Here is a 20897-nt window from a genome sequence, read left to right on the forward strand (position 1 = left end):
AATAAAGAAAAACAGATATCTAAACTTCTAGATAAGAAAGAGCGAAATTCACCGTCTAAACCAAAGAATCCGAAGGCTGTGCTATACTTGAATAGTACGGGAAATCCGTAACTAAATTAAGCTTCACAAGAAAGTTTTAACTTTTTATTATCAATTAAGAAAGGTGATTTTAAGCAGTCAGTCAGCATTATCTTTAATCCTCAGACGCATCCCCATTCTCCGCAAATTTCCGCTCCATCTCGGCTTGGAATTCTTCCATCACAGGTTTGACGGTGCTTTCGGGCAAATCGGCTATCCGGATATACATTAAGCCATCCACTGCGTTATTAAATAGTGGATCGACGTTAAAGGCCACTACTTTTGCATTTTGTTTAATATACTTTTTTATAAGAATCGGTAGACGCAAGGTCCCTGGCTCAAGTTCATCAATAATTCTATCAAATTTCACCAAGTCAGCTTCTGTTTCGTCAAATACAAAATCTTTGTCGGCATCTTTTAATTTGACTTTAAACTCTTTTTTAGGATGCACATATTGCGCGATATAGGGATCGTAATAATTGGATTTCATGAACTCAATCATCAGCGATTTAGAAAAACTGGTGAATTTATCGCTTATGGTCACGCCGCCAATTAAATACTTGTGTTCTGGATAGCGCAAAGTGGTGTGGACAATACCTTTCCACAACAGAAACAACGGCATCGGTTTGAGTTGGTAATCTTTAATGATAAAAGCACGGCCCATTTCAATGGACTCGCTCATCATTTTATAAAGTTCGGGTTCAAATCGGAATAAGTCCTGAAGGTAAAAGCCGTCAATCCCATGTTCGGCAAAAATCTTGGAACCCAAACCCATCCTATAGGCCCCTGCTACCATATTGGTAGTATTGTCCCATAAGAACATGTGGTGGTAATAGTTATCAAACTGGTCTAAATCTATAGCCTCATTGGTGCCCTCGCCTACTTCTCTAAAGGTAATTTCGCGCAGACGGCCTATTTCACGCAGAATATTGGGAATGCTTTGCGCATCAGCAAAAAACACTTCGTAATTTTTGCTTTCCAATAGTCGCCCGTCATTATCACGTAAAAAATCGACCTCCTTCTGCATACTTTCCAAACATACTGGGGTCACAATATTCTTGATTGATTTTCGAACTTTTAAGGTCGATGAGATATTGCTGAGAATGTTCCCTTTCTGATCAAAAGAATTGGATAACATATAGGTTTTCTTTCTCAGAAATTCTGAAAACTCTTTCAAGGTCGTATGTTCCTTTTGGTCGGCAACAGAAATTGGCCGCCCAATTCGCACCTTTATAACGCGCCGCTTTTGGGTCAGCAATTCTGATGGTAACTTAGCGGTCCTGAACGTATCACTGATCTTGGATAACTTATAAAAAAGTTTGCTGTTCTTGGCATGAAAATAAATCGGAACTACAGGAACTTCAGCTTTCTGAACAAGTTTCATGGCAGCTTCTTCCCAAGGACGGTCAATGACCAATTTACCGTCTTTATAGGTCGATACTTCACCTGCAGGAAAAATGCCCAACGGATGACCATCACGCAAATGTGAAATAGCGTTTTTAAACCCAGCAATACTCGATTTAACATCCTTCCTATCCTCAAACGGATTAACGGGCATGATAAAAGGTTTCATCGGCTCGATCCGGTGTAAAAGGAAATTGGCAATAATCTTGAAATCTTCACGCTGCTCCAACATCAATTTCAACAATAAAATACCATCAATACCACCCAGCGGATGGTTGGACAAGGTTATATAGGCACCATCTTTTGGCAAACGTTTCAGGTCGTCTTCAGGAATCTCAAATCGGATTTGGAAATCTTCTAAAATAGCATCCAAAAACTCGACATTTTTCAAATGCTTGTTGCGATCATAAATTTTGTTAAGCGTAGATATCTTAAGCAACTTCATGAGCAGCCAACCAGTAAATGTACCAAAGGCACCATACTTGTCTAAGTGTATAGCCTTAGCGACTTCTTTTGCATTTACTAATCCTGTTTCCTGCTGTTTGGTCATGGTTACAAACCTAATCATTTTTTTTAATAAATCACTTTGATGATTTCTCTCAAAGCCACAACTTAAAGAACAATAATACTCCTAAAACTATTGCGCTACCAATTGCACTGTTTCCTGTGTCAACTGCTTTAAAAGTATGGTTTTATCTAGCTCCAACTGCGCTATCGAATCGTAATTATAATGCCGTATCGTATATAAAGATACGTTTTCATGGCAGGTGATTTTAAATTTCGCCTTTAAATGAAGCAATAAGTTAGGCAGATTGTTGTAAAGATTATCTACACATACAGAAAAGCTAATGGCTGAATTCTGAATCACATCCACCTTCATTTTATACAAATGCAAGAGTTTGAAAATCTCACTGATGTTTTCTTCTACAATGTATGAAAAATCTAAGGACGATAAGCTGATTAACACCTGTTTTTTCTTAACGATAAAACATGGGATCATCGGGTCAATACCAGGCTCTTTGCCAACCATGGTTCCCGGTTGTTCGGGATCCATAAACGATTTAACAAAAAGCGGAATCTCCTTTTGTTGTAAGGGCTGCAAGGTTTTAGGATGGATTACGGAAGCACCGTAAAACGCCAGTTCTATAGCTTCACGATACGAAATCTTTCGGAGCAATTGCGGATTTTCAAAATAACGCGGATCAGCATTTAAGACACCCGGAACATCCTTCCATATTGTCACATCTTTAGCATTCAGACAATAGGCAAAAATGGCGGCAGAGTAGTCACTGCCCTCCCTTCCTAAAGTGGTGGTAAAATTGTTGTCGTCACTTCCTAAGAACCCTTGGGTAATATTTAAAACAGAAGAATCAAATTTATTGGTAATAATGGCTTGGGTAGCATTCCAATTGACGTTTGCACGGCGGTAGTAGTTATCAGTTTTGATATATTCTCTGACGTCCAGCCACTTGTTTTTGATACTGACCTGATTGAGATATGCACTAATTATCATTGTAGATACCAACTCTCCATAGCTAATTACCTGATCGTAAACAAAATTATAATCAGGTGATTTATTTCGATCCAAAAAGCTGCGCAACTCATCAAATAAAGACGTCACTTTATTGAAGATTGGATGGGTCTCTTCATTATTGGAATCGAAAAGGTCTAATAGAATAGCATTATGGTATTTTTTGACCTCCTGAAGTGAACTTTGCAATTCATTTTTATTATGAAAGTAATGATCAAGAACCATTTCCAAGGCGTTGGTCGTTTTTCCCATGGCAGAAACCACGATTAAGGTATTTTCAAAACCAACTTTTCGCAGTACGGCCTCCAGGTTCTTTACACCTTGGGCATCTTTGACAGAGGCACCTCCAAATTTAAATACGTGCATCTTCTAGTTTTGCTATATAATTTTTAATTCCTGCTTCATTGAGATGTACCACATCCCAATCGCGCTTGACGTCAGCACCTTTCTTTTCATAAAATTTTATTGCCGGCTCATTCCAGTCAATGACTTCCCAACAAATACGCTTCACTCCCAATTGATGTCCATAAACCACGACCTCATCCAACAACGCCGTCCCGAGTCCACTGCCACGCATTTTTTGGCTCACAATCAAATCTTCTAAATGTAAAACCTTGCCTTTCCATGTAGAATAGCGGCCATAAAACAAGGCAATGCCTTCAATACGACCTTTAACTTCTGCAACAAAACAGTCAAACGCCGAATATTGTCCAAAGCCATCCGTTTGCAGATCTGAAACTGTAATTTCAACGGCATCCGGTTCTTCTTCAAAAATGGCTAATTCTGTAATTAATTCGAGTACTCGTGGCATATCCTGAGGGACTGCCTTTCTTATTTTGAAATCCATTATTTAATAATTGGGTTCAAATATAACCCAAACCAAGAAAATTAAAATCATTAAGTCTCAACGAAAACGTTGTAGTTTGGTAAAATATGCGATATTTGCAAAAACAAATCCAAAAAAATTCCATGCTTCGAAAACATCAAACTTTAGGTGAATTTATTATTGAAAATCAAGCTTCATTTAAATACTCTTCAGGCGAACTGTCCAGTCTTATCAATTCTATACGGCTTGCGGCAAAAGTAGTTAACTATGAGGTCAACAAAGCTGGCTTGGTTGATATTCTTGGTGCGGCAGGCGATACCAACGTACAGGGTGAGGACCAACAAAAATTAGATGTCTACGCCAATGAAAAATTCATCCAAACCATGACCAACCGGAATATTGTTTGTGGGATTGCCAGTGAAGAGGAGGATCATTTTATTGCCATTAACAGTCAGGATGAGAATAATCAAAATAAATACGTGGTACTGATTGATCCATTGGACGGCTCGTCAAACATTGATGTTAACGTATCTGTAGGAACTATTTTCTCAATTTACAGACGTGTCACCCCAATTGGGACACCCGTCACACTTGATGATTTCTTACAACCGGGGCATTTACAAGTTGCTGCTGGATATGTAGTTTATGGCACCTCAACCATGTTGGTCTATACCACTGGAGATGGTGTTAACGGATTTACACTTAACCCTGCCATTGGCACGTTTTATTTGTCGCATCCCAATATGAAATTTCCCGAGGACGGCCGCATCTATTCCGTCAACGAAGGCAACTATATTCATTTCCCGCAAGGGGTAAAAAACTATATCAAATACTGCCAAATGGAGGAAGGGGACCGACCTTATACTTCTCGATATATTGGTTCTTTAGTCTCCGATTTTCACAGAAATATGATCAAGGGCGGTATTTACATTTACCCAAAAAGCTCACTAAATTCTAATGGAAAATTACGGTTGTTGTATGAATGCAATCCTATGGCATTCCTAGCAGAACAAGCCAATGGGAAAGCTAGTAATGGTTTTCAGCGTATTTTAGATATTCATCCTACTGAACTTCATGAACGGGTACCATTTATTTGTGGTAGTAAAAACATGGTGGAGAAATGTGAGGAGTTTATGCGAAATGCCCAATAGAAACTCCAATTATGGATGTATCAAATTCCAATGAAGCTATCAAACAATAATAAAATAACATTTGTGGAGTTGCCAAAAGCATCTTAAAAAACATACGCACCAAATCCCATAAGACAAATATATCTTATTTGTTAGAATCCAAAGTCTTGATCCCTGTTTGGGCTGTCCAAATTCCTACGAAATTTCTAAGACTATTTGTAAAATTCGAGTCTTTTGAAAAACATCGATAAACGGTACCATAAAAAAATCCTGCCTCAATGCCGAACTAATATCGGGAGAGGCAGGATTATATGTCAATGATTAATAGCACTGTAAAGATGCTAATTTTTTCTGAAAGCTCTGACAAAAAACTACAATTGGTCAATAAATCTGTATGAATGGTAGGTAGGTTCAAAAAAAGTCGATGAAATGCACTGTTCCAATAAACCATTTTCCTTAATTATATTTCACCTTTCTTAAAATACGCAAGGTTTCCTTATAACTTTTATAGACTTCATCGCTATACGCTTTTAAGTAGGGTTTGGCCTCAGTAAGTTTATCAACAGCATCGTGAAATAAGTTGAAGTAGCAAATGAGATAGGTCGCGGGAAGATTTTTTAGATCCTTTTCTTCGCTCGCGTTCAAACGCAATCCTTTTTTTAGTTTTTCTAAAATGGTATTGTTTGTATTGTAAATATGATGTAATACTTTCTTATCGTACTGTGGCGCATGGAAAAGTAATTTGGTTTCGATCTGATAGTTGGCGTTATTTCCAAAAGTAATCCGTGTTTCCTCCAATGGATAATATTGATAGGCATTTTGCAGCCCAAGAGTTACATACTCAACAATCTTAAATGAGTCTTCGTCATAACTGACAGTCACATCATCCAAGGTTGAAAAAAACAATCTTACCTGCTCATTGATAAGTTCAATATCTACCCTGCTATAGAAGATTTCTTCATTGATTACTTTTTTCTGACCCGCCCAGCAAAGCACAAAATACTCTTTAAAAACGATGTATTGTGGATGAAAATCCTTTCGTTTATTTAAAAAATCATACACACCATCAAGCGTATGCTGAATGTTATTTTGTGAGTGATTTTCAATTGCCGCAACAATTTTTGAATTGACATCTTTGATCGCGCTATTAAAAACCTTAGGCATACTTATACTCCCATCTCTAAAAAAAACGGATCCCCCATAATATTTCCAAATATTCTTCCTTAATGACGTCAAGCCATCAATGGGCCTGATGGTTACCAAACCCACCACCTTATCATCCGGCAAATGTGGAAACGGAATATTTTCATATTGCACAATCGGTGGGTTCGTCAAATAGGCATTAATAAGATTTTGTATTTTACTATCATCAAAAAAATCCACTCCACTGATGCTATTATCTTCATCTTCAACACCAATAACGATATATGAATTGTTCTTTGGATTGCTATTGGATAAGGCACAAATATGTTTTAAAAACTTGGCCTTCCCTTCTTTTTCGCCAATATCCACCTGACGCTTTTTATCATAGAAGCTGTTCTCATCGTTGTGAGCCAAAAGGTTTTTTATGAGAAGGCGTTTATTGATCATGGCCCTATTCCTGCGAAAGCAAGATTCTTAAAATTAAATAGAATATACAAAATCGACAGAACAAGAGATAGTTCTTATATTATTTTTTGACAATTGTAGACGACGCCTGGGCTGTCGGAAACACCAGCAAATCCGCAATGTTAACGTGTGCAGGTCTGGAAACTGCAAAATAAATAATTTCGGCAACATCTTCTGGTTGTAATGCCTTATAACCTTCATACACCTTATCGGCAACGGAGTTATCACCTTTAAAACGTACTTGAGAAAATTCGGTTTCTACCAATCCTGGATTAATGGCACTTACTTTTATACCAAATGGATTCAAATCAATCCGCATGCCTTCAGTAATGGCCAAGACGGCATGCTTACTGGCGCAGTATACGTTGCCTTTCGGATAGACTTCCTTGCCTGCGGAAGACCCGATGTTGATAATGTGGCCTGATTGCCGCTCAGTCATCTGCGGAATGATTGCTTTACTGACGTACAACAAACCTTTCACATTAATATCCATCATGGCATCCCAATCGTCAGGGTTACCATCTTGGATAGGGTCCAATCCATGTGCATTCCCGGCGTTATTAATTAAAATATCTATTTTACTGAACTCCTCAGGAAGCGATGCCAAGGCTTCAAATGTGGCCGACTTATCTCGAACATCAAAGTTCAAGGTATAGACATCCGTCGTCCTTCCGAACGCTTTTTTAATGGTATCCAGACGCTCCTGACGTCTGCCGCATAAGATTAAATTAATGTCATGCTTTGCGAATTCGTGCGCTATGGCTCGTCCAATACCGCTGGTGGCACCGGTTATTAAAGCTGTTTTTCTCATATCCTATAGTCCCGTGAAAACAGGAACCTTATTGTTTGGTTAATATTAAAGTTTTGTTTTTTTAACCTGGGGTTTCTTGCGGTTAAGCCGTTGCATATTATTTATAACTTAACTGTCCGCAGAAACTATCCCCTAAAAGTACTTAAAACAGAGCATTTTTAAAGGCATCGTCCAATAATGATCACATTTTATTCCCACCAGTGGGTTTTAATACCCCGAAGCTTGCTTCTATCAAAATGCATTTTCCCGATTTAGACCTCACGGCCAGCCCCGTATTTCTATATTTTAATTAAAATTAAAGAGCTTTAATAGGCCTATTAGAGGTCTTAAATTGATATTACTATCTCAGCACCCACAATGGTGAAGTTTCCATGGTATAAATTAAATTCTAAGCAAAAGGCTTTTTCATGTCTTAAATTAATACTAAAACTGCAGCGGTATGCGAGTACGACTCATTTTTTAACCAATCCTTAACAGCAATCCAATAAAAATTTTAACAATTTGCACTACTTAAAAATTCAGACCTTATTTTGAGCCTAAATTAAATTCTAAATATGATGGAAGATACTGTTGATATCAAAAGCATTAACGAGAAAATTGAAAGAGAAAGTGCCTTTGTTGACTTACTTACTTTTGAAATGAACAAGGTCATTGTTGGCCAAAAATACATGGTAGAACGCTTGCTGATTGGCTTGCTTGGTCAAGGTCATATTTTATTGGAAGGGGTACCTGGTTTGGCAAAAACCTTAGCCATTAACACCTTGTCTCAAGCTATCGAATCAAGTTTTAGCAGGATTCAATTTACACCAGATCTATTGCCGGCAGATGTTATTGGAACCCTGATCTACAATATGAAAGTCAATGACTTTACCATCAAAAAGGGGCCGATTTTTGCAAATTTCGTACTCGCTGATGAGATCAACAGAGCTCCAGCCAAAGTACAATCGGCATTATTGGAAGCCATGCAGGAAAAGCAAGTGACCATTGGGGAAGAAACCTTTAAACTTGACCGACCGTTTCTGGTCATGGCCACTCAAAACCCGATTGAGCAAGAAGGAACCTATCCATTGCCTGAGGCACAAGTTGACCGTTTTATGCTAAAAACAGTTATCGACTATCCAAAAATTGACGAAGAACAACTTATTGTTCGCGCCAATCTTAAAGGTGCTTTTGACAAAGTGAATGCCGTTGTTTCTACCGATCAAATTTTAAGGGCCCAAGAGTCTGTTCGTGAGGTATATATGGATGAAAAAATTGAAAAATACATTCTCGATATCATCTTCGCCACACGATATCCTGAAAAATATAAACTTGCCGATCTTAAACCGTTGATTTCATTCGGAGCTTCACCACGTGGTAGTATCAATTTGGCGGTAGCTGCCAAATGCTATGCCTTTATCAAACGACGTGGCTATGTTATTCCTGAAGATGTCCGCGCCGTTGTACATGATGTGCTCAGACATAGAATAGGCATCACTTACGAAGCCGAGGCAGAAAATGTCACGTCTGTGGACATTATCAATAAAATCGTAAATCAAATTGAAGTACCATAAATTAGTCCGCAGTATTCAGTATGCAGTCGGCAGTAATATGACAGCTCATTTCTGAATTTTAACGACTGAAAACTGAAGACTGCCAACTGCAGACTCAAAAATAAATGGATACAAAAGAACTTTTAAAAAAAGTACGAAAAATTGAGATTAAGACACGGCGCTTGTCTAATCATATCTTTGGAGGAGAATACCATTCTGCCTTCAAGGGGCGTGGTATGACCTTTAGCGAAGTGCGCCAATACCAATATGGCGATGATGTGCGGAATATAGATTGGAATGTTACCGCGCGTTACAATGAACCTCATATAAAAATATTTGAAGAAGAACGGGAGCTTACCATGATGTTGATGGTAGATGTCTCTGGTTCGGAATGGTTTGGAACGGACACCCAGTTTAAAAATGAAGTGATTACCGAAATTGCGGCTACCTTAGCGTTTTCTGCCACCCAAAATAATGATAAAATTGGTTTGATCCTTTTTACGGATGCCATTGAATTATATATCCCCCCTAAAAAAGGACGGTTTCACGTGTTGCGCATCATTCGTGAGCTGATAGAGTTTAAGCCTAAAAGCACAAAAACAGATATTACCCAGGCCATAAAGTTTTTATCGAGCGTAATGAAGAAGAAGGTTATTGTTTTTATACTTTCTGATTTTATTGCCGATGGCTACAAGCAGACGTTAAAAATTGCGGCCAATAAACATGACGTCACCGGAATAAGGGTTTACGATAAAAGGGAAGAAACCATACCTAATTTAGGCATGGTACAAATGAAAGATGCAGAAACTGGTGAAAATATGTTAGTGCATACGGGCTCCAAAAGAATGCGGACCGATTATGGTAAATATTATAACGAGCGCGTCAACTATTTCAAGGAAACATTTACAAAATCAGGGGCTGGTGCAATTGACTGCCGTGTTGACGAGAGCTATGTCACAAAATTATTGGGTTATTTTAAACGCAGAGGGTAACGGTTTTTAGGATTTACGAATTATGAATTACGATTTACGACATTTTTCTAATAAAACTTCACGCTTTGAGCTCCGTGCTTCGAGCGTTCTGTCTGTTTTCTTTTTTCTTTTTTCTATTTTCTCCTTCGCCCAAGTCAAATCGTCCATCGATTCAACACAGATCAAGATTGGAGAACAGATCACCTATAAGATTGAAGTTGAAGCGGACACTACTGATTTAGTTATATTTCCAGAAGGTCAAACCTTTATGCCTTTGGAAATGATTGAATCCTACAAAGCGGATACTACCATAAACAACGCCAAATACAACCTGATCAAAAAATATGGTCTGACCCAATTTGACTCAGGCAGTTATACCATTCCACGGCAAAAGATTCTTATTGGCACCAAAGAATATTTTACTGATTCTTTAAAAGTGGAGGTGAATAACGTTCTTGTAGATTCTACAAAACAGGGACTATACGATATTAAACCTTTTATAAAAGTTGAGAAAAGCCGTAGCGACTGGTGGAAGACAGCGCTCATTATCATTGCCATTCTTGCGTTGGTGGCCTTCTTAATGTACTGGTTTATTTGGCGTAAAAAACCGCTGACCGAGGCAGAAGAAATCGCCTTGCTACCTCCTTATGAACGTGCTAAAAAAGCCTTAAAAAAGCTGGACGAATCAGATTATTTACAGCAAGCCGAGCTTAAGGGTTATTATTCGGAATTGACATTCATTATCCGGCGCTACTTAGATGAACAAGTTTATGATCGTGCCCTGGAAAGCACCACAGACGAATTGGTCAATCGCCTAAATTTGCTTAAGGATGGCAATCAGATTGAGTTGAGCAAAAACGATATCAGAAATATCGAAACGATATTAAAACGTGCCGATTTGGTGAAATTTGCTAAAGTGACCCCAGATATTGAATTGGCTAAAATTGACAGAAATACCATTGATCTCGAAATTGACAATGTCAAACAGGCCCTGCCAGAACCTACAGAAGAAGAAAAACTGCTCGATCAACAATATAAAGAACAGCAAGAACGTAAAAAGAAACGTCGTAAAGTGATTATCACCGTGGCTGCTTCCTTGTTTTTGATTTTAGCAACCTTTATTGGTTTTTCCGTAAAATACGGGTTTAATTATGTTAAAGACACCATTATCGGTCATGAGAGCAAAGCCTTATTGGAAGGGGTCTGGGTGACAAGCGATTACGGTGTGCCACCAATTTACATTTCCACTCCTGCTGTCTTAGAACGTGTAGAGCCTAAAGCTATTGACACCATTTCCGGTGCCAAAACAACCATGTTTAGTTATGGCACCCTATTGAGTTCATTAAATATAGCAGTCAGCACTTCAAGGCTGAATATTCCCGATACAACAACAGTCAATTTGAACCAAGCCATTGAAGGAAGTCTGCAAATGCTGGAACAAAACAATGTGAAGGACATCATTACCAAGCGAGAAAAATTTGTGACTCCTAATGCTGCAGAAGGCTTGAAAGTTTTTGGAACGGCCTCGTTTCCGGGTCTCATACCTGACCAATATCGAAAAGGGAAGTATGTTTTTCTGGCCTTCACTGCCCAAAATATATTACAACAGATTATTTTGGTTTGGGATGCGGACGATCAGTACGCTGAAGAGATTATGGAGCGCGTTTTAAACTCCGTTGAACTTAAAAAAGTAGAATGATGCTGGGAGGAATTGAATTTGTAAACAAAGAGTTTTTTTGGCTGTTTCTACTGCTACCGCTGCTTATTTTATGGTATGTGGTAAAACACAAAAAGCAAACGGCAGAACTCCATATTTCAACAATTAAAGGGTTTAAGCTAACCAAGTCATGGTTGCCAAAAACAAAACATGCGCTATTTGTCATGAGATTGTTAGCCTTATCTTTGGTGATAGTCGCCTTGGCACGACCAAGAACGGTAGATGTTTCCACAAGGACAAAAACCACAAGAGGTATCGATATTGTCATCGCTATTGATGTTTCGGCCAGTATGTTGGCCAAGGATTTATCGCCCAACCGATTGGAAGCGCTAAAAGTTGTGGCCTCAGAATTTATAAAAAGCAGGCCGAATGACCGTATCGGCATTGTGGAATATGCAGGAGAAGCCTATACCAAAACACCTATTACCAGTGACAAGGCCATTGTATTGCGCGCTCTTAATGATATTAGGTACAATACCGTTATTGAAGGCGGAACAGCTATAGGTTCAGGATTGGCAACCGCTGTTAATAGAATCAAGGATAGCAGGGCAAAAAGTAAAGTTATTATTTTATTGACAGATGGGGTCAACAATAGTGGCTTTATAGACCCAAAAACGGCCAGTGAACTTGCAGTAGCATACGATATTAAAGTGTACACTATAGGCATTGGAACCAACGGCATGGCCTTGTCTCCGGTTGGTATTTTACCCAATGGCAATTTTCAATATGAACGTCAATTGGTTGAAATTGACGAAGAATTAATGAAGGACATTGCAAAAGCTACCGGTGGCAAGTATTTTAGAGCGGATAACAACAAAAAGTTAGAAGCTATTTATGACGAAATCAACAAATTGGAACGAACTGAAGTGGAGGAATTTAAATATTCAAAATATGAAGAAAAATATCGCCCGTTAATTTTAATCGCGTTTGGATTATTGTTATTTGAGTTTTTATTGCGATCCACCTTATTCAGAAGTTTTAATTAATATAAGATACTAAATAGAACACATTAAAGTATTTGCGGCACATCAGTGCCAACAAAATACCATCAGGACCTCCACAGTGTTTGCGGAGGCAGGAATACAGAATTAAAAACATGCAATTAGAAGAGAAAATATGGTTTTGGGGATTAATGGTCATCCCATTAATTGTGCTTATATTTTTGCTATTGCAGTGGTGGAAACACCGTATGCAGCGTAAATTTGCCAGAAAACCTTTATTAAAGAGACTAAGTCCAAACACATCCATCTTTAAATCCATTTTGAAAATTGTTGTGCTATGTCTTGCTTTTGCCTGCTTGGTGTTAGCTCTGGTGAATCCTAAAATTGGCACAAAGCTTGAGACCGTAAAGCGCGAAGGTGTTGATATTGTATTTGCTATTGACGTTTCAAAAAGTATGTTGGCTGAGGATATCGCACCAAACCGATTGGAAAAATCAAAGCAATTGGTCACACAAATCATCAATAATTTGGCGAGTGACCGTGTGGGTATTATCGCTTATGCCGGAAAGGCATTCCCTCAATTGCCGATTACAACCGATTATGGATCAGCAAAAATGTTCCTCCAAAGCATGAACACAGACATGCTTTCATCTCAAGGCACTGCAATCCATGAAGCCATTGAACTGGCCAAAGATTATTATGACGATGACCAAGACACAAACCGTATTCTCATCATCATTTCTGACGGCGAAGACCATGGTAATTTGGCAACACAAGTAGCACGGGAAGCTTATGAAGAGGGTATCAGAATTTTCACCATTGGTGTTGGAGATGCCAAGGGTGGCCCCATCCCAGAGAAACGGAATGGCATCATTGTCAACTATAAAAAAGATAGACAGGGTGAAACCGTCATTACTCGAATGGACGAAAGTACGTTAAAGAGTATTGCCCAAGAAGCTCATGGCTCTTATATCAACGGAAGAAATACAACGGAAGTGGTTGATCACATCCGGGATATTTTAAACAAGATGGACAAAACGGAGTTTGAAGCCAAGCAATTTGCCGATTTTGAATCGCAATTCCAATGGTTTTTAGGTGCGGCACTTTTCTTTCTGATAATTGATGTTTTGTTGCTTGAAAGACGGACCTCATGGTTAAAACGTTTAAATTTATTTAACGAAAACGCTACATAACTTTAAGAAAAAATTATCATTGTGCTACTAATAGTTTATTTAGATTTATGAACTGTTTAAAAATGAGGAAGATAAATTGTGATTTTGTTTGAATTGGACTCCTGATGCACATCACGTCAGTTTTTAAAAGAGTTCATAATGAATTAGAAAAATGAAAAACCTTACACTTCTAATAGTATTTTTTACATGTTTCGCTTTTTCTCAAAACAAAGAGAATGAGAAGGAACAATTATTGGCGGAAAGGAAATCGAACGATTTAGTTTACGAAGCCAATGCCCTTATGGATGATAATAATTTCATTTCTGCCGAGAAGGAATATCGAAAAGCCATTTCCAAACAACCATCTTCAGTAGCAGGAACTTATAATTTAGGTAATTCTTATTATAAAAAAGGCAACTACGAAGAAGCACTTTACAGACAGCAACAAGCCGCTAAAAACGCTACTGAAAAATCTCAGAAGCATAAGGCCTTCCATAATATTGGTAATATCCTAATGCAGAATAAACAATGTAAAGAAGCGGTGGAAGCTTATAAGAGTGCCTTAAGAAATGATCCTACGGACGACGAAACACGGTATAATCTTGGTTTAGCCAAAGAATGTGCTGAACAGCAGAAAGACGATCAACCTGACGAAAATCAAGATAAGGATAAGGACAAACAAGACGAAAACCAAGATCAAGACGATCAAGACAAGGACAATCAGGACCAAGATCAGGATAATCAGGATAATAAAGAAAATAAAGATGATCCAGGTGATCAGGACAAGAAGGATGGCGACGATAAAAAAGATGAGGACAAGCCAAAAGATGAAAACGATCAAAAGAATCAGGAAAAGAAGCCACAACCCGGTCAACTATCTCCTCAACAAATAAAGAACTTATTGGAAGCTATGAATATGCAGGAACAAAAAGTTCAAGAAAAAGTAAATGCCGATAAACAAAAGGGCGTTAAAGTCAAAACGGACAAAGACTGGTAAATAAATTTCTGATTTTTGAATTACGAGTAACGAATTATGATGTAAGATTGATAAGACGACAAATGATTTAGAAACACGCGTTATTGATTTTGTAGTGTTAATAAGCAAAATATCTTAAATGTTTTAGATGAGAATAATTAACTTATTTCAATTTTTGTCGCAAGTATTAAAACCTCTAAAAACAACAATTCAAGAATCGCAAATCGTTGTTTGTTAATTTTTAGGTAATTAAATGAAATTAAAAGCATACATATCATTATTTTTAATTGTAGTAAGTACGAGTTTTGTTGCCGCCCAAGTAAAGTTTGAGGCTAAAGTCAGTAAAACCAAACTTGGCATCAATGAGCGTTTACGCATAGATTTTGAAATGAACACGGATGGTGACAATTTTAGTCCGCCATCGTTTAGCGACTTTACAGTGGTTGGTGGACCAAACCAATCTGTTAGTCATTCATGGGTGAATGGTGTTCGCTCGTTCACAAAAACCTACAGTTATTTCTTAGCACCAAAAAAGACAGGGTCAATTACAATTAATCAAGCAACCATTGAAATTGAAGATGAAATTTATAAAACCTCGCCAGTAACCGTTCAAATTACCTCTGCAGTCAGCAGACCAAATGACCCTGATAATGCTGAAAGTGTTGCAGATGACAACCTCCATCTCATTGCAGAAATATCAAAAGGAAATCCATATCTTAACGAAGCTGTTACTGTAGTATACAAATTATATGTTTCTGAAGATATTGGGGTGAGTACCTTTAGAGAGATTGACAGCCCTAAGTATAATGATTTTTGGAGCCAGAACATTAATCTGAAGGGCAATAAAATTCAAAACACTCAATTTAATGGCCGTCCCTACCGCTATTTAGTGATAAAACAAGTGGTTTTATACCCTCAAAAAACAGGGAAACTGGAAATTGAACCATTAAGCTTGGATGTTACCGTTGAAGTTCCCTCTAATAGACGTGACTTTTTTGGTGGACGGATGATGTCTCAAGTGCATAAAACGGTATCTGCAGGAAGTAAATCACTTCAAGTAAAACCGCTTCCAGAACATGGAAAACCAGAAAACTTTGCCGGAGCAGTGGGTAATTTCGATTTTAAGATGACCACTTCCAAAACCGAATTAAATGCCACCGAATCATTACAAGCTCGATTGGAAGTTAAAGGTAATGGTAATCTCAAATTATTTCAATTGCCAAAATTAACCTTACCAAGTGCTTTAGAGGTTTATGAACCCGAACATACTCAAAATATAAGAACCACTATCGACGGCATGCAAGGTGGTATTGCAGACAGCTATACAATTGTCCCTCAGTTTAAGGGTAAATACCCTATTCCGAACGTGGAGTTTTCGTATTTCGATTTAAAAACAGAGTCGTATAAAACCATTTCTTCAGGCGATTTGGTAATTGATGTTCTTGAAGGTCCCACCAACAGCACGCCTACCGATAGCAATATCGCTACCGTTGGAGAAGGAAAACAGCGTGTGATTATGAATAATGATCAGTTTGCATTTGTAAAAAGTGACGCCAATCTGAAACCAATTACATCCAAACCCTTCTTCAATTCCTCATGGTATTGGAGCTCATTATTACTACCTCTTTTGGCCATTCCATTGGCTATGGTTTTCCGTAAGAAAAAAGCAGAACGTCGCGCTGACGTCCAAGGAAATAGAATACGCAAGGCAGATAAACTTGCAAGAAGATACTTGAGTGAAGCTCGAAAATCATTGGGTCAAAAAGAAGCGTTTTATATTGCTCTTGAAAAGGCCCTTCACAATTATCTCAAAGCTAAATTACATATTGAGACCAGCGATTTCAGCAAGGATCGTATTAAAGAATTACTCTTAAAACGTCAAGTGGAAGAGTCCGTAATAAACGATTTTGTCACTATTTTAGACAGTTGTGAACTGGCACGATATACACCTTTCTCTGAAGTTACCATGCAACATGATTATGATAAGGCCGCCAAAACTATTTCCATAATTGATAAACAGATTCGATAAAATGAAGCATTTTATTTACATACTGGCCATTTTAATTAGCAGCTTAGGATTTAGTCAAAACGAACAGCTTTTTCAACAAGCCAATGACTTGTACAACAAAGGCGATTTTGAAGAAGCTATTTCTAAATACCAAAATATTATTGAGTCCGGCGAGCATTCGGCGTCCTTGTATTTTAATTTGGCCAATGCGCATTATAAGCTCAATCATATTGCGCCAAGTATTTATTATTATGAGAAGGCTTTGAAATTAGCACCAAATGATAAAGAGATCCAAAATAATATTGCCTTTGCCCGCAATATGACCATTGACGCCATTGACCAAACACCGGAATTTGGATTTGCAAAATTTTCAAAGCGTGTCACCAATTGGCTCACCTTTGATAATTGGGCAAAATTATCTGTTCTACTCATGGTGCTTTTCGTGGTATTTTATCTCGTTTATTATTTTAATTATGGTGCTACTAAAAAACGTTTGGCATTCATTGCTGCCATGACTTTTTTAATTCTTGCCTGTGGCTCGGTGGCCTTAGCTTTTAATAATTACCATCTTGTAGAAAACGATCAGCCTGCCATTGTTTTTGCGAAAGAAAGCCAGGTAAAAAGTGAACCCAACCTTAGAAGTCCTGAATCTTTTAAGCTTCATGAAGGCACCAAAGTTCAGATTTTAGATACGGTCAACAATTGGAAAAAAATTAAACTTGCCGATGGTAAAACTGGTTGGATCGCTACAGAGGCCATAAAAGCGCTATAGACTTCAAAAGCTCACAAAACACTTTCAAAAATGGCCTTTTAGTCGCTATGGGCTTGATCTCGCGACTGAGCATTTCCCAAATACTTTAGTTTCAATAAATTTTTAAAGCAAATTTTTATTCACCTTAAAGCCTGATTAATCACAGATTTACGCCTTTATTTCACAGCGGATCCAGAAGGCAGAAAGCTTATTGGTGATTACCATAGCTCACTAATATCTATTTATTGTTTCAGATTCGAGTAAAAAAGTCATTTTATTATTACTTTTAAACCTTTAATTAGGACATAAAAAGGACGTATAAAATAGATTTAAATAATACTGATTAGGAATTACAATAGCACATAAACATTCCTTAAAATCGAAATCGGCATTATACTTAATAGACATAAACACGACATTATAAATTAAATTGGTAGACTATGGATTTAAATAAGGTATTTGCAAACAATAAAAATTGGATCAAAGAAAGGTTGGCTACAGATCCAAATTTCTTTGAAAGCTTAGGCAAAGGACAAAAACCCGAATTACTTTTTATTGGATGTTCTGACAGTCGTGTTGCTGCAGAAGAACTCATGGGTCTGGGGCCAGGCGAGGTTTTTGTACACCGCAACATTGCCAACATGGTTATTAGTATAGATCTTAATGTGATGTCTGTGGTTAACTATGCAGTCAATCAGTTACAGGTTAAGGATGTAATTGTCTGTGGGCATTATGCTTGTGGTGGCGTCAAGGCAGCCATGCAGTCGGCTGATTTGGGGATTTTAAATCCGTGGCTACGTAATATACGGGATGTCTATCGCATCCATCGCTCTGAATTGAATGCAATTTCAGATGAAGAAAAAAGATACGACCGATTGGTAGAACTCAACGTTCAGGAACAATGTGTCAATCTGATAAAAACCGCCGCTGTTCAAAAAGCCAATAGAGATAGAGGTTTAAAAGTACACGGTTGGGTATTTGATGTAAAAACGGGGAAACTGATCGACTTAAAAATTGATTTTGATAAATATCTCAGTAAAATTATGGAGATTTATCACTTAGAATAATCAAGAGGTTTAAGAGCTGTACTCAATATATACGCAATGCCTGTATCAAATACGAAATGACAAGGACTTATTATTGGTCCGTTTGTTCGGTTTCAATAGCCTCCGTCTCTAAATTCTCCTCCAATTCCTTTTTCTTTTCCAAGATCAATGGAAAAATCATTGGCACCAAGGATTTTACAGGAGAATACAGTGCAGAGTCTTCAACAGTCTTTTCATCTGTCATAGGAATAGCACGATTCATACTATCAAAAATGTTGAGTACTACGCTCAATATGAGTGCTATCTTTAAAGCCCCAAAAAGGCCTCCAAGGAGTTTATTGACAATCCCCAAGGCGGCAAAGTCTGCAAGCTTTGTCAAGGCTTTGCCAGCCAACGCTATAGCTAAGACAATAATAAGGAAGGTTACGGCAAAGGCTACTATATTGACCGTCTTCTCATCCCATTGCGAATTTTCATCGATAAAGGTTTCGGCAAAATTGCTGAAATGTATAGCACCATACACGCCCGCAATCAGAGCGATGACCGAAGCAATTTCCACAAAAAAGCCTTTCATCAGGCCGCGCACCAAACCAAGACCGATAAAAGCAATTAAAACAATATCGAAAACATTCATAAGCTATTATGTTTTGGCAAACCTACATAAATTTCAGATTTTTAGACTTATAAATTCTAAACAGAATACAGAGTTTGTTAACTTTGCCCAAAGTTTTGGGTTAATGCTTTTACCAAATGATACGCTAAACCAAAACGAACTTAAGAGTCAATTATAATACTAACTAAAAATATTCCTGCCTAAGCAGGAAGTGATTATGTCAAGAGACGAACAATTAAAAGAACGCTGGGAGCTCGTCGTCCATAAACTTTCCACCCAGTTTGCCGACGGCGATATTTTAGATTTGGATGCCATTATCTATTTGATTGGTGTGCAAGAATTAGGACAACTCCATAGAAGGTTTAAGAAAGACCACAAATTAGATTTGATGCACATTGCCATCTGTCGATTATTGGAACCTTATGGCTATTACGAATTTGATTATTTTGACGAAGATAAATGGCCGCATTATATCGTAAAAGAACAACTACCACCTTTAAAAGCTGGAGAACAGAGTGTTTTAATGAAGGAAGCCATTGTCAATTATTTTGTTGAGACCGAATATATAAAGTAATTCCATTTTTCGACCTTTCCGGTTTTTAAATCCTGGAAGGTCTTTAAGGTTTATAAAATCTTGTAGGTTTTCAACCTAAAAACCTTAAATTTGCCATTCATTTTTTTGATTTATGATAGACAAGATTAAAGAACTCATTGCTGAAGCTGAAGCTTTTCAAGCCCAATCAAAGGAGGAGGTCGAAGCATTTCGCATTAAATACTTAGGAAAAAAGGGCGTCTTAAACGCCTATTTTGCCGAATTTAAAAATGTTGCCAACGATCAGAAGAAAGAATTTGGACAGGCCATCAATCAATTAAAAAAAACTGCTGAAGATAAAGTCATTGCACTAAAGGAAGAATTAGAAAGCAAGGAAGAGATCAAGGGCGTTTTTGGCGATTTATCACGACCTGGCGAACCTATTGCCATTGGTGCACGTCATCCTATTTCAATCGTGAAAAACCAAATTATTGAGATCTTTTCACGCGTCGGATTCAACGTTAGCGAAGGACCGGAAATTGAAGATGACTGGCATAATTTTACAGCATTGAATTTACCAGAATACCATCCGGCAAGAGATATGCAGGACACGTTTTTTATACAAACCAATCCTGATATTTTATTACGTACACACACAAGTTCTGTGCAAGTACGTTATATGGAGACCAACAAACCACCAATCCGAACCATTTCTCCAGGACGGGTGTTTAGAAATGAAGCCATATCTTCACGATCACACTGTTTCTTCCATCAAGTGGAAGGCCTATATATTGATAAAGACGTGAGTTTTGCCGATTTAAAACAAACCCTGCAGTATTTTACGACAGAAATGTTCGGGAAAAGTAAAATTCGCTTGCGTCCCTCCTATTTCCCATTTACGGAACCAAGTGCAGAAGTAGATGTGTATTGGGGACTGGAAACTGAAATTGACCATCGCATCACCAAAGGAACAGGATGGTTGGAAATCATGGGCTGCGGAATGGTAGATCCGAACGTTCTAGAAAATTGTGGCATCGATTCAAAAGTCTATTCTGGATTTGCTTTCGGGATGGGAATTGATCGGATTGCCATGCTTTTGCATCAAATTGGTGACATCCGATTATTGAGCGAAAATGATGTGCGATTTTTGGAGCAGTTTAAATCGTCTTTATAAATCCCTAAGGACCATCACGATAACCGACACGATTTCGTCGGTTTTTTTATTTAACATTTTTTTAACTTCGATTGGT

18 protein-coding genes are annotated in these 20897 nt (G+C 37.9%); 12 read left to right on the top strand and 6 right to left on the bottom strand.

The window, feature by feature from the left end; translation table 11 throughout:
* Positions 1 to 193: 193 nt before the first annotated feature.
* The 3 genes from H3Z82_RS03185 to H3Z82_RS03195 form a co-directional block, all read right to left on the bottom strand.
* Positions 194 to 2032: a GNAT family N-acyltransferase gene (locus tag H3Z82_RS03185; RefSeq protein ID WP_182203003.1), complete on the bottom strand. Its 1839-nt coding sequence runs from the start codon at positions 2030 to 2032 to the stop codon at positions 194 to 196.
* An 87-nt stretch (positions 2033 to 2119) separates the two neighbouring features.
* Positions 2120 to 3379, bottom strand: coding sequence for an aspartate kinase (locus H3Z82_RS03190; protein WP_182202443.1), 1260 nt, complete (start codon positions 3377 to 3379; stop codon positions 2120 to 2122).
* On the bottom strand, positions 3366 to 3860 hold the full coding sequence (locus H3Z82_RS03195; protein WP_182202444.1) for a GNAT family N-acetyltransferase: 495 nt from the start codon (positions 3858 to 3860) through the stop codon (positions 3366 to 3368). The genes H3Z82_RS03190 and H3Z82_RS03195 overlap by 14 nt, the downstream gene beginning before the upstream one ends.
* A 122-nt stretch (positions 3861 to 3982) precedes the next feature.
* Here H3Z82_RS03195 and fbp point away from each other — a divergent pair, with 122 nt between their 5' ends.
* Positions 3983 to 4990 (top strand): class 1 fructose-bisphosphatase, encoded by a 1008-nt coding sequence (gene fbp, locus H3Z82_RS03200; protein WP_182202445.1) that lies wholly within the window; start codon positions 3983 to 3985, stop codon positions 4988 to 4990.
* A gap of 435 nt (positions 4991 to 5425) precedes the next feature.
* Here the strand turns inward: fbp and H3Z82_RS03205 are convergent, their stop codons facing one another.
* Both H3Z82_RS03205 and H3Z82_RS03210 read right to left on the bottom strand, forming a co-directional pair.
* On the bottom strand, positions 5426 to 6559 hold the full coding sequence (locus H3Z82_RS03205) for an ATP-binding protein (protein ID WP_182202446.1): 1134 nt from the start codon (positions 6557 to 6559) through the stop codon (positions 5426 to 5428).
* 79 nt (positions 6560 to 6638) lie between these two features.
* Complete coding sequence (locus H3Z82_RS03210) at positions 6639 to 7388, bottom strand: SDR family NAD(P)-dependent oxidoreductase (RefSeq protein WP_182202447.1); 750 nt, start codon at positions 7386 to 7388, stop codon at positions 6639 to 6641.
* 557 nt (positions 7389 to 7945) lie between these two features.
* Here H3Z82_RS03210 and H3Z82_RS03215 point away from each other — a divergent pair.
* The 9 genes from H3Z82_RS03215 (at position 7946) to H3Z82_RS03255 (ending at position 18523) form a co-directional block, all read left to right on the top strand.
* Positions 7946 to 8941, top strand: a complete 996-nt coding sequence (locus tag H3Z82_RS03215; RefSeq protein WP_182203005.1) for an AAA family ATPase — start codon at positions 7946 to 7948, stop codon at positions 8939 to 8941.
* A 104-nt stretch (positions 8942 to 9045) separates the two neighbouring features.
* Positions 9046 to 9912 carry a DUF58 domain-containing protein gene (locus H3Z82_RS03220; RefSeq protein ID WP_182202448.1) on the top strand — a complete coding sequence of 289 codons (867 nt, stop codon included), beginning with the start codon at positions 9046 to 9048 and terminating at the stop codon, positions 9910 to 9912.
* A gap of 22 nt (positions 9913 to 9934) precedes the next feature.
* Positions 9935 to 11590 carry a BatD family protein gene (locus H3Z82_RS03225; RefSeq protein WP_182202449.1) on the top strand — a complete coding sequence of 552 codons (1656 nt, stop codon included), beginning with the start codon at positions 9935 to 9937 and terminating at the stop codon, positions 11588 to 11590.
* The gene (locus H3Z82_RS03230; protein ID WP_182203007.1) at positions 11590 to 12594 is read left to right on the top strand and encodes a vWA domain-containing protein; all 1005 of its coding nucleotides are present in this window, start codon (positions 11590 to 11592) and stop codon (positions 12592 to 12594) included. Before H3Z82_RS03225 ends, H3Z82_RS03230 begins: the two co-directional genes overlap by 1 nt.
* A gap of 110 nt (positions 12595 to 12704) precedes the next feature.
* Positions 12705 to 13742 (top strand): vWA domain-containing protein, encoded by a 1038-nt coding sequence (locus H3Z82_RS03235; protein WP_182202450.1) that lies wholly within the window; start codon positions 12705 to 12707, stop codon positions 13740 to 13742.
* 151 nt (positions 13743 to 13893) lie between these two features.
* Positions 13894 to 14718 carry a tetratricopeptide repeat protein gene (locus H3Z82_RS03240; RefSeq protein ID WP_182202451.1) on the top strand — a complete coding sequence of 275 codons (825 nt, stop codon included), beginning with the start codon at positions 13894 to 13896 and terminating at the stop codon, positions 14716 to 14718.
* A gap of 232 nt (positions 14719 to 14950) precedes the next feature.
* Complete coding sequence (locus H3Z82_RS03245; RefSeq protein ID WP_182202452.1) at positions 14951 to 16726, top strand: BatD family protein; 1776 nt, start codon at positions 14951 to 14953, stop codon at positions 16724 to 16726.
* Position 16727: 1 nt separating this feature from the next.
* Entirely contained in the window at positions 16728 to 17477 is a 750-nt protein-coding gene (locus H3Z82_RS03250; protein ID WP_182202453.1) for an SH3 domain-containing protein, read from the top strand.
* 419 nt (positions 17478 to 17896) lie between these two features.
* Positions 17897 to 18523 (top strand): carbonic anhydrase, encoded by a 627-nt coding sequence (locus H3Z82_RS03255; RefSeq protein ID WP_182202454.1) that lies wholly within the window; start codon positions 17897 to 17899, stop codon positions 18521 to 18523.
* Between the two features lie 70 nt (positions 18524 to 18593).
* Here H3Z82_RS03255 and H3Z82_RS03260 read toward each other — a convergent pair whose 3' ends face one another.
* The gene (locus H3Z82_RS03260) at positions 18594 to 19136 is read right to left on the bottom strand and encodes a CvpA family protein (protein ID WP_182202455.1); all 543 of its coding nucleotides are present in this window, start codon (positions 19134 to 19136) and stop codon (positions 18594 to 18596) included.
* A 196-nt stretch (positions 19137 to 19332) separates the two neighbouring features.
* Here H3Z82_RS03260 and H3Z82_RS03265 point away from each other — a divergent pair, with 196 nt between their 5' ends.
* Together H3Z82_RS03265 and pheS are read left to right on the top strand one after the other, a co-directional pair.
* Positions 19333 to 19689, top strand: coding sequence for a hypothetical protein (locus H3Z82_RS03265; RefSeq protein WP_182202456.1), 357 nt, complete (start codon positions 19333 to 19335; stop codon positions 19687 to 19689).
* Between the two features lie 112 nt (positions 19690 to 19801).
* Positions 19802 to 20821 carry a phenylalanine--tRNA ligase subunit alpha gene (gene pheS / locus H3Z82_RS03270; protein WP_182202457.1) on the top strand — a complete coding sequence of 340 codons (1020 nt, stop codon included), beginning with the start codon at positions 19802 to 19804 and terminating at the stop codon, positions 20819 to 20821.
* Positions 20822 to 20897 lie beyond the last annotated feature (76 nt).

Origin of the sequence: Gelidibacter maritimus (genome assembly GCF_014062315.1) — a bacterium.
Classification (GTDB): Bacteria; Bacteroidota; Bacteroidia; order Flavobacteriales; family Flavobacteriaceae; genus Gelidibacter; species Gelidibacter maritimus.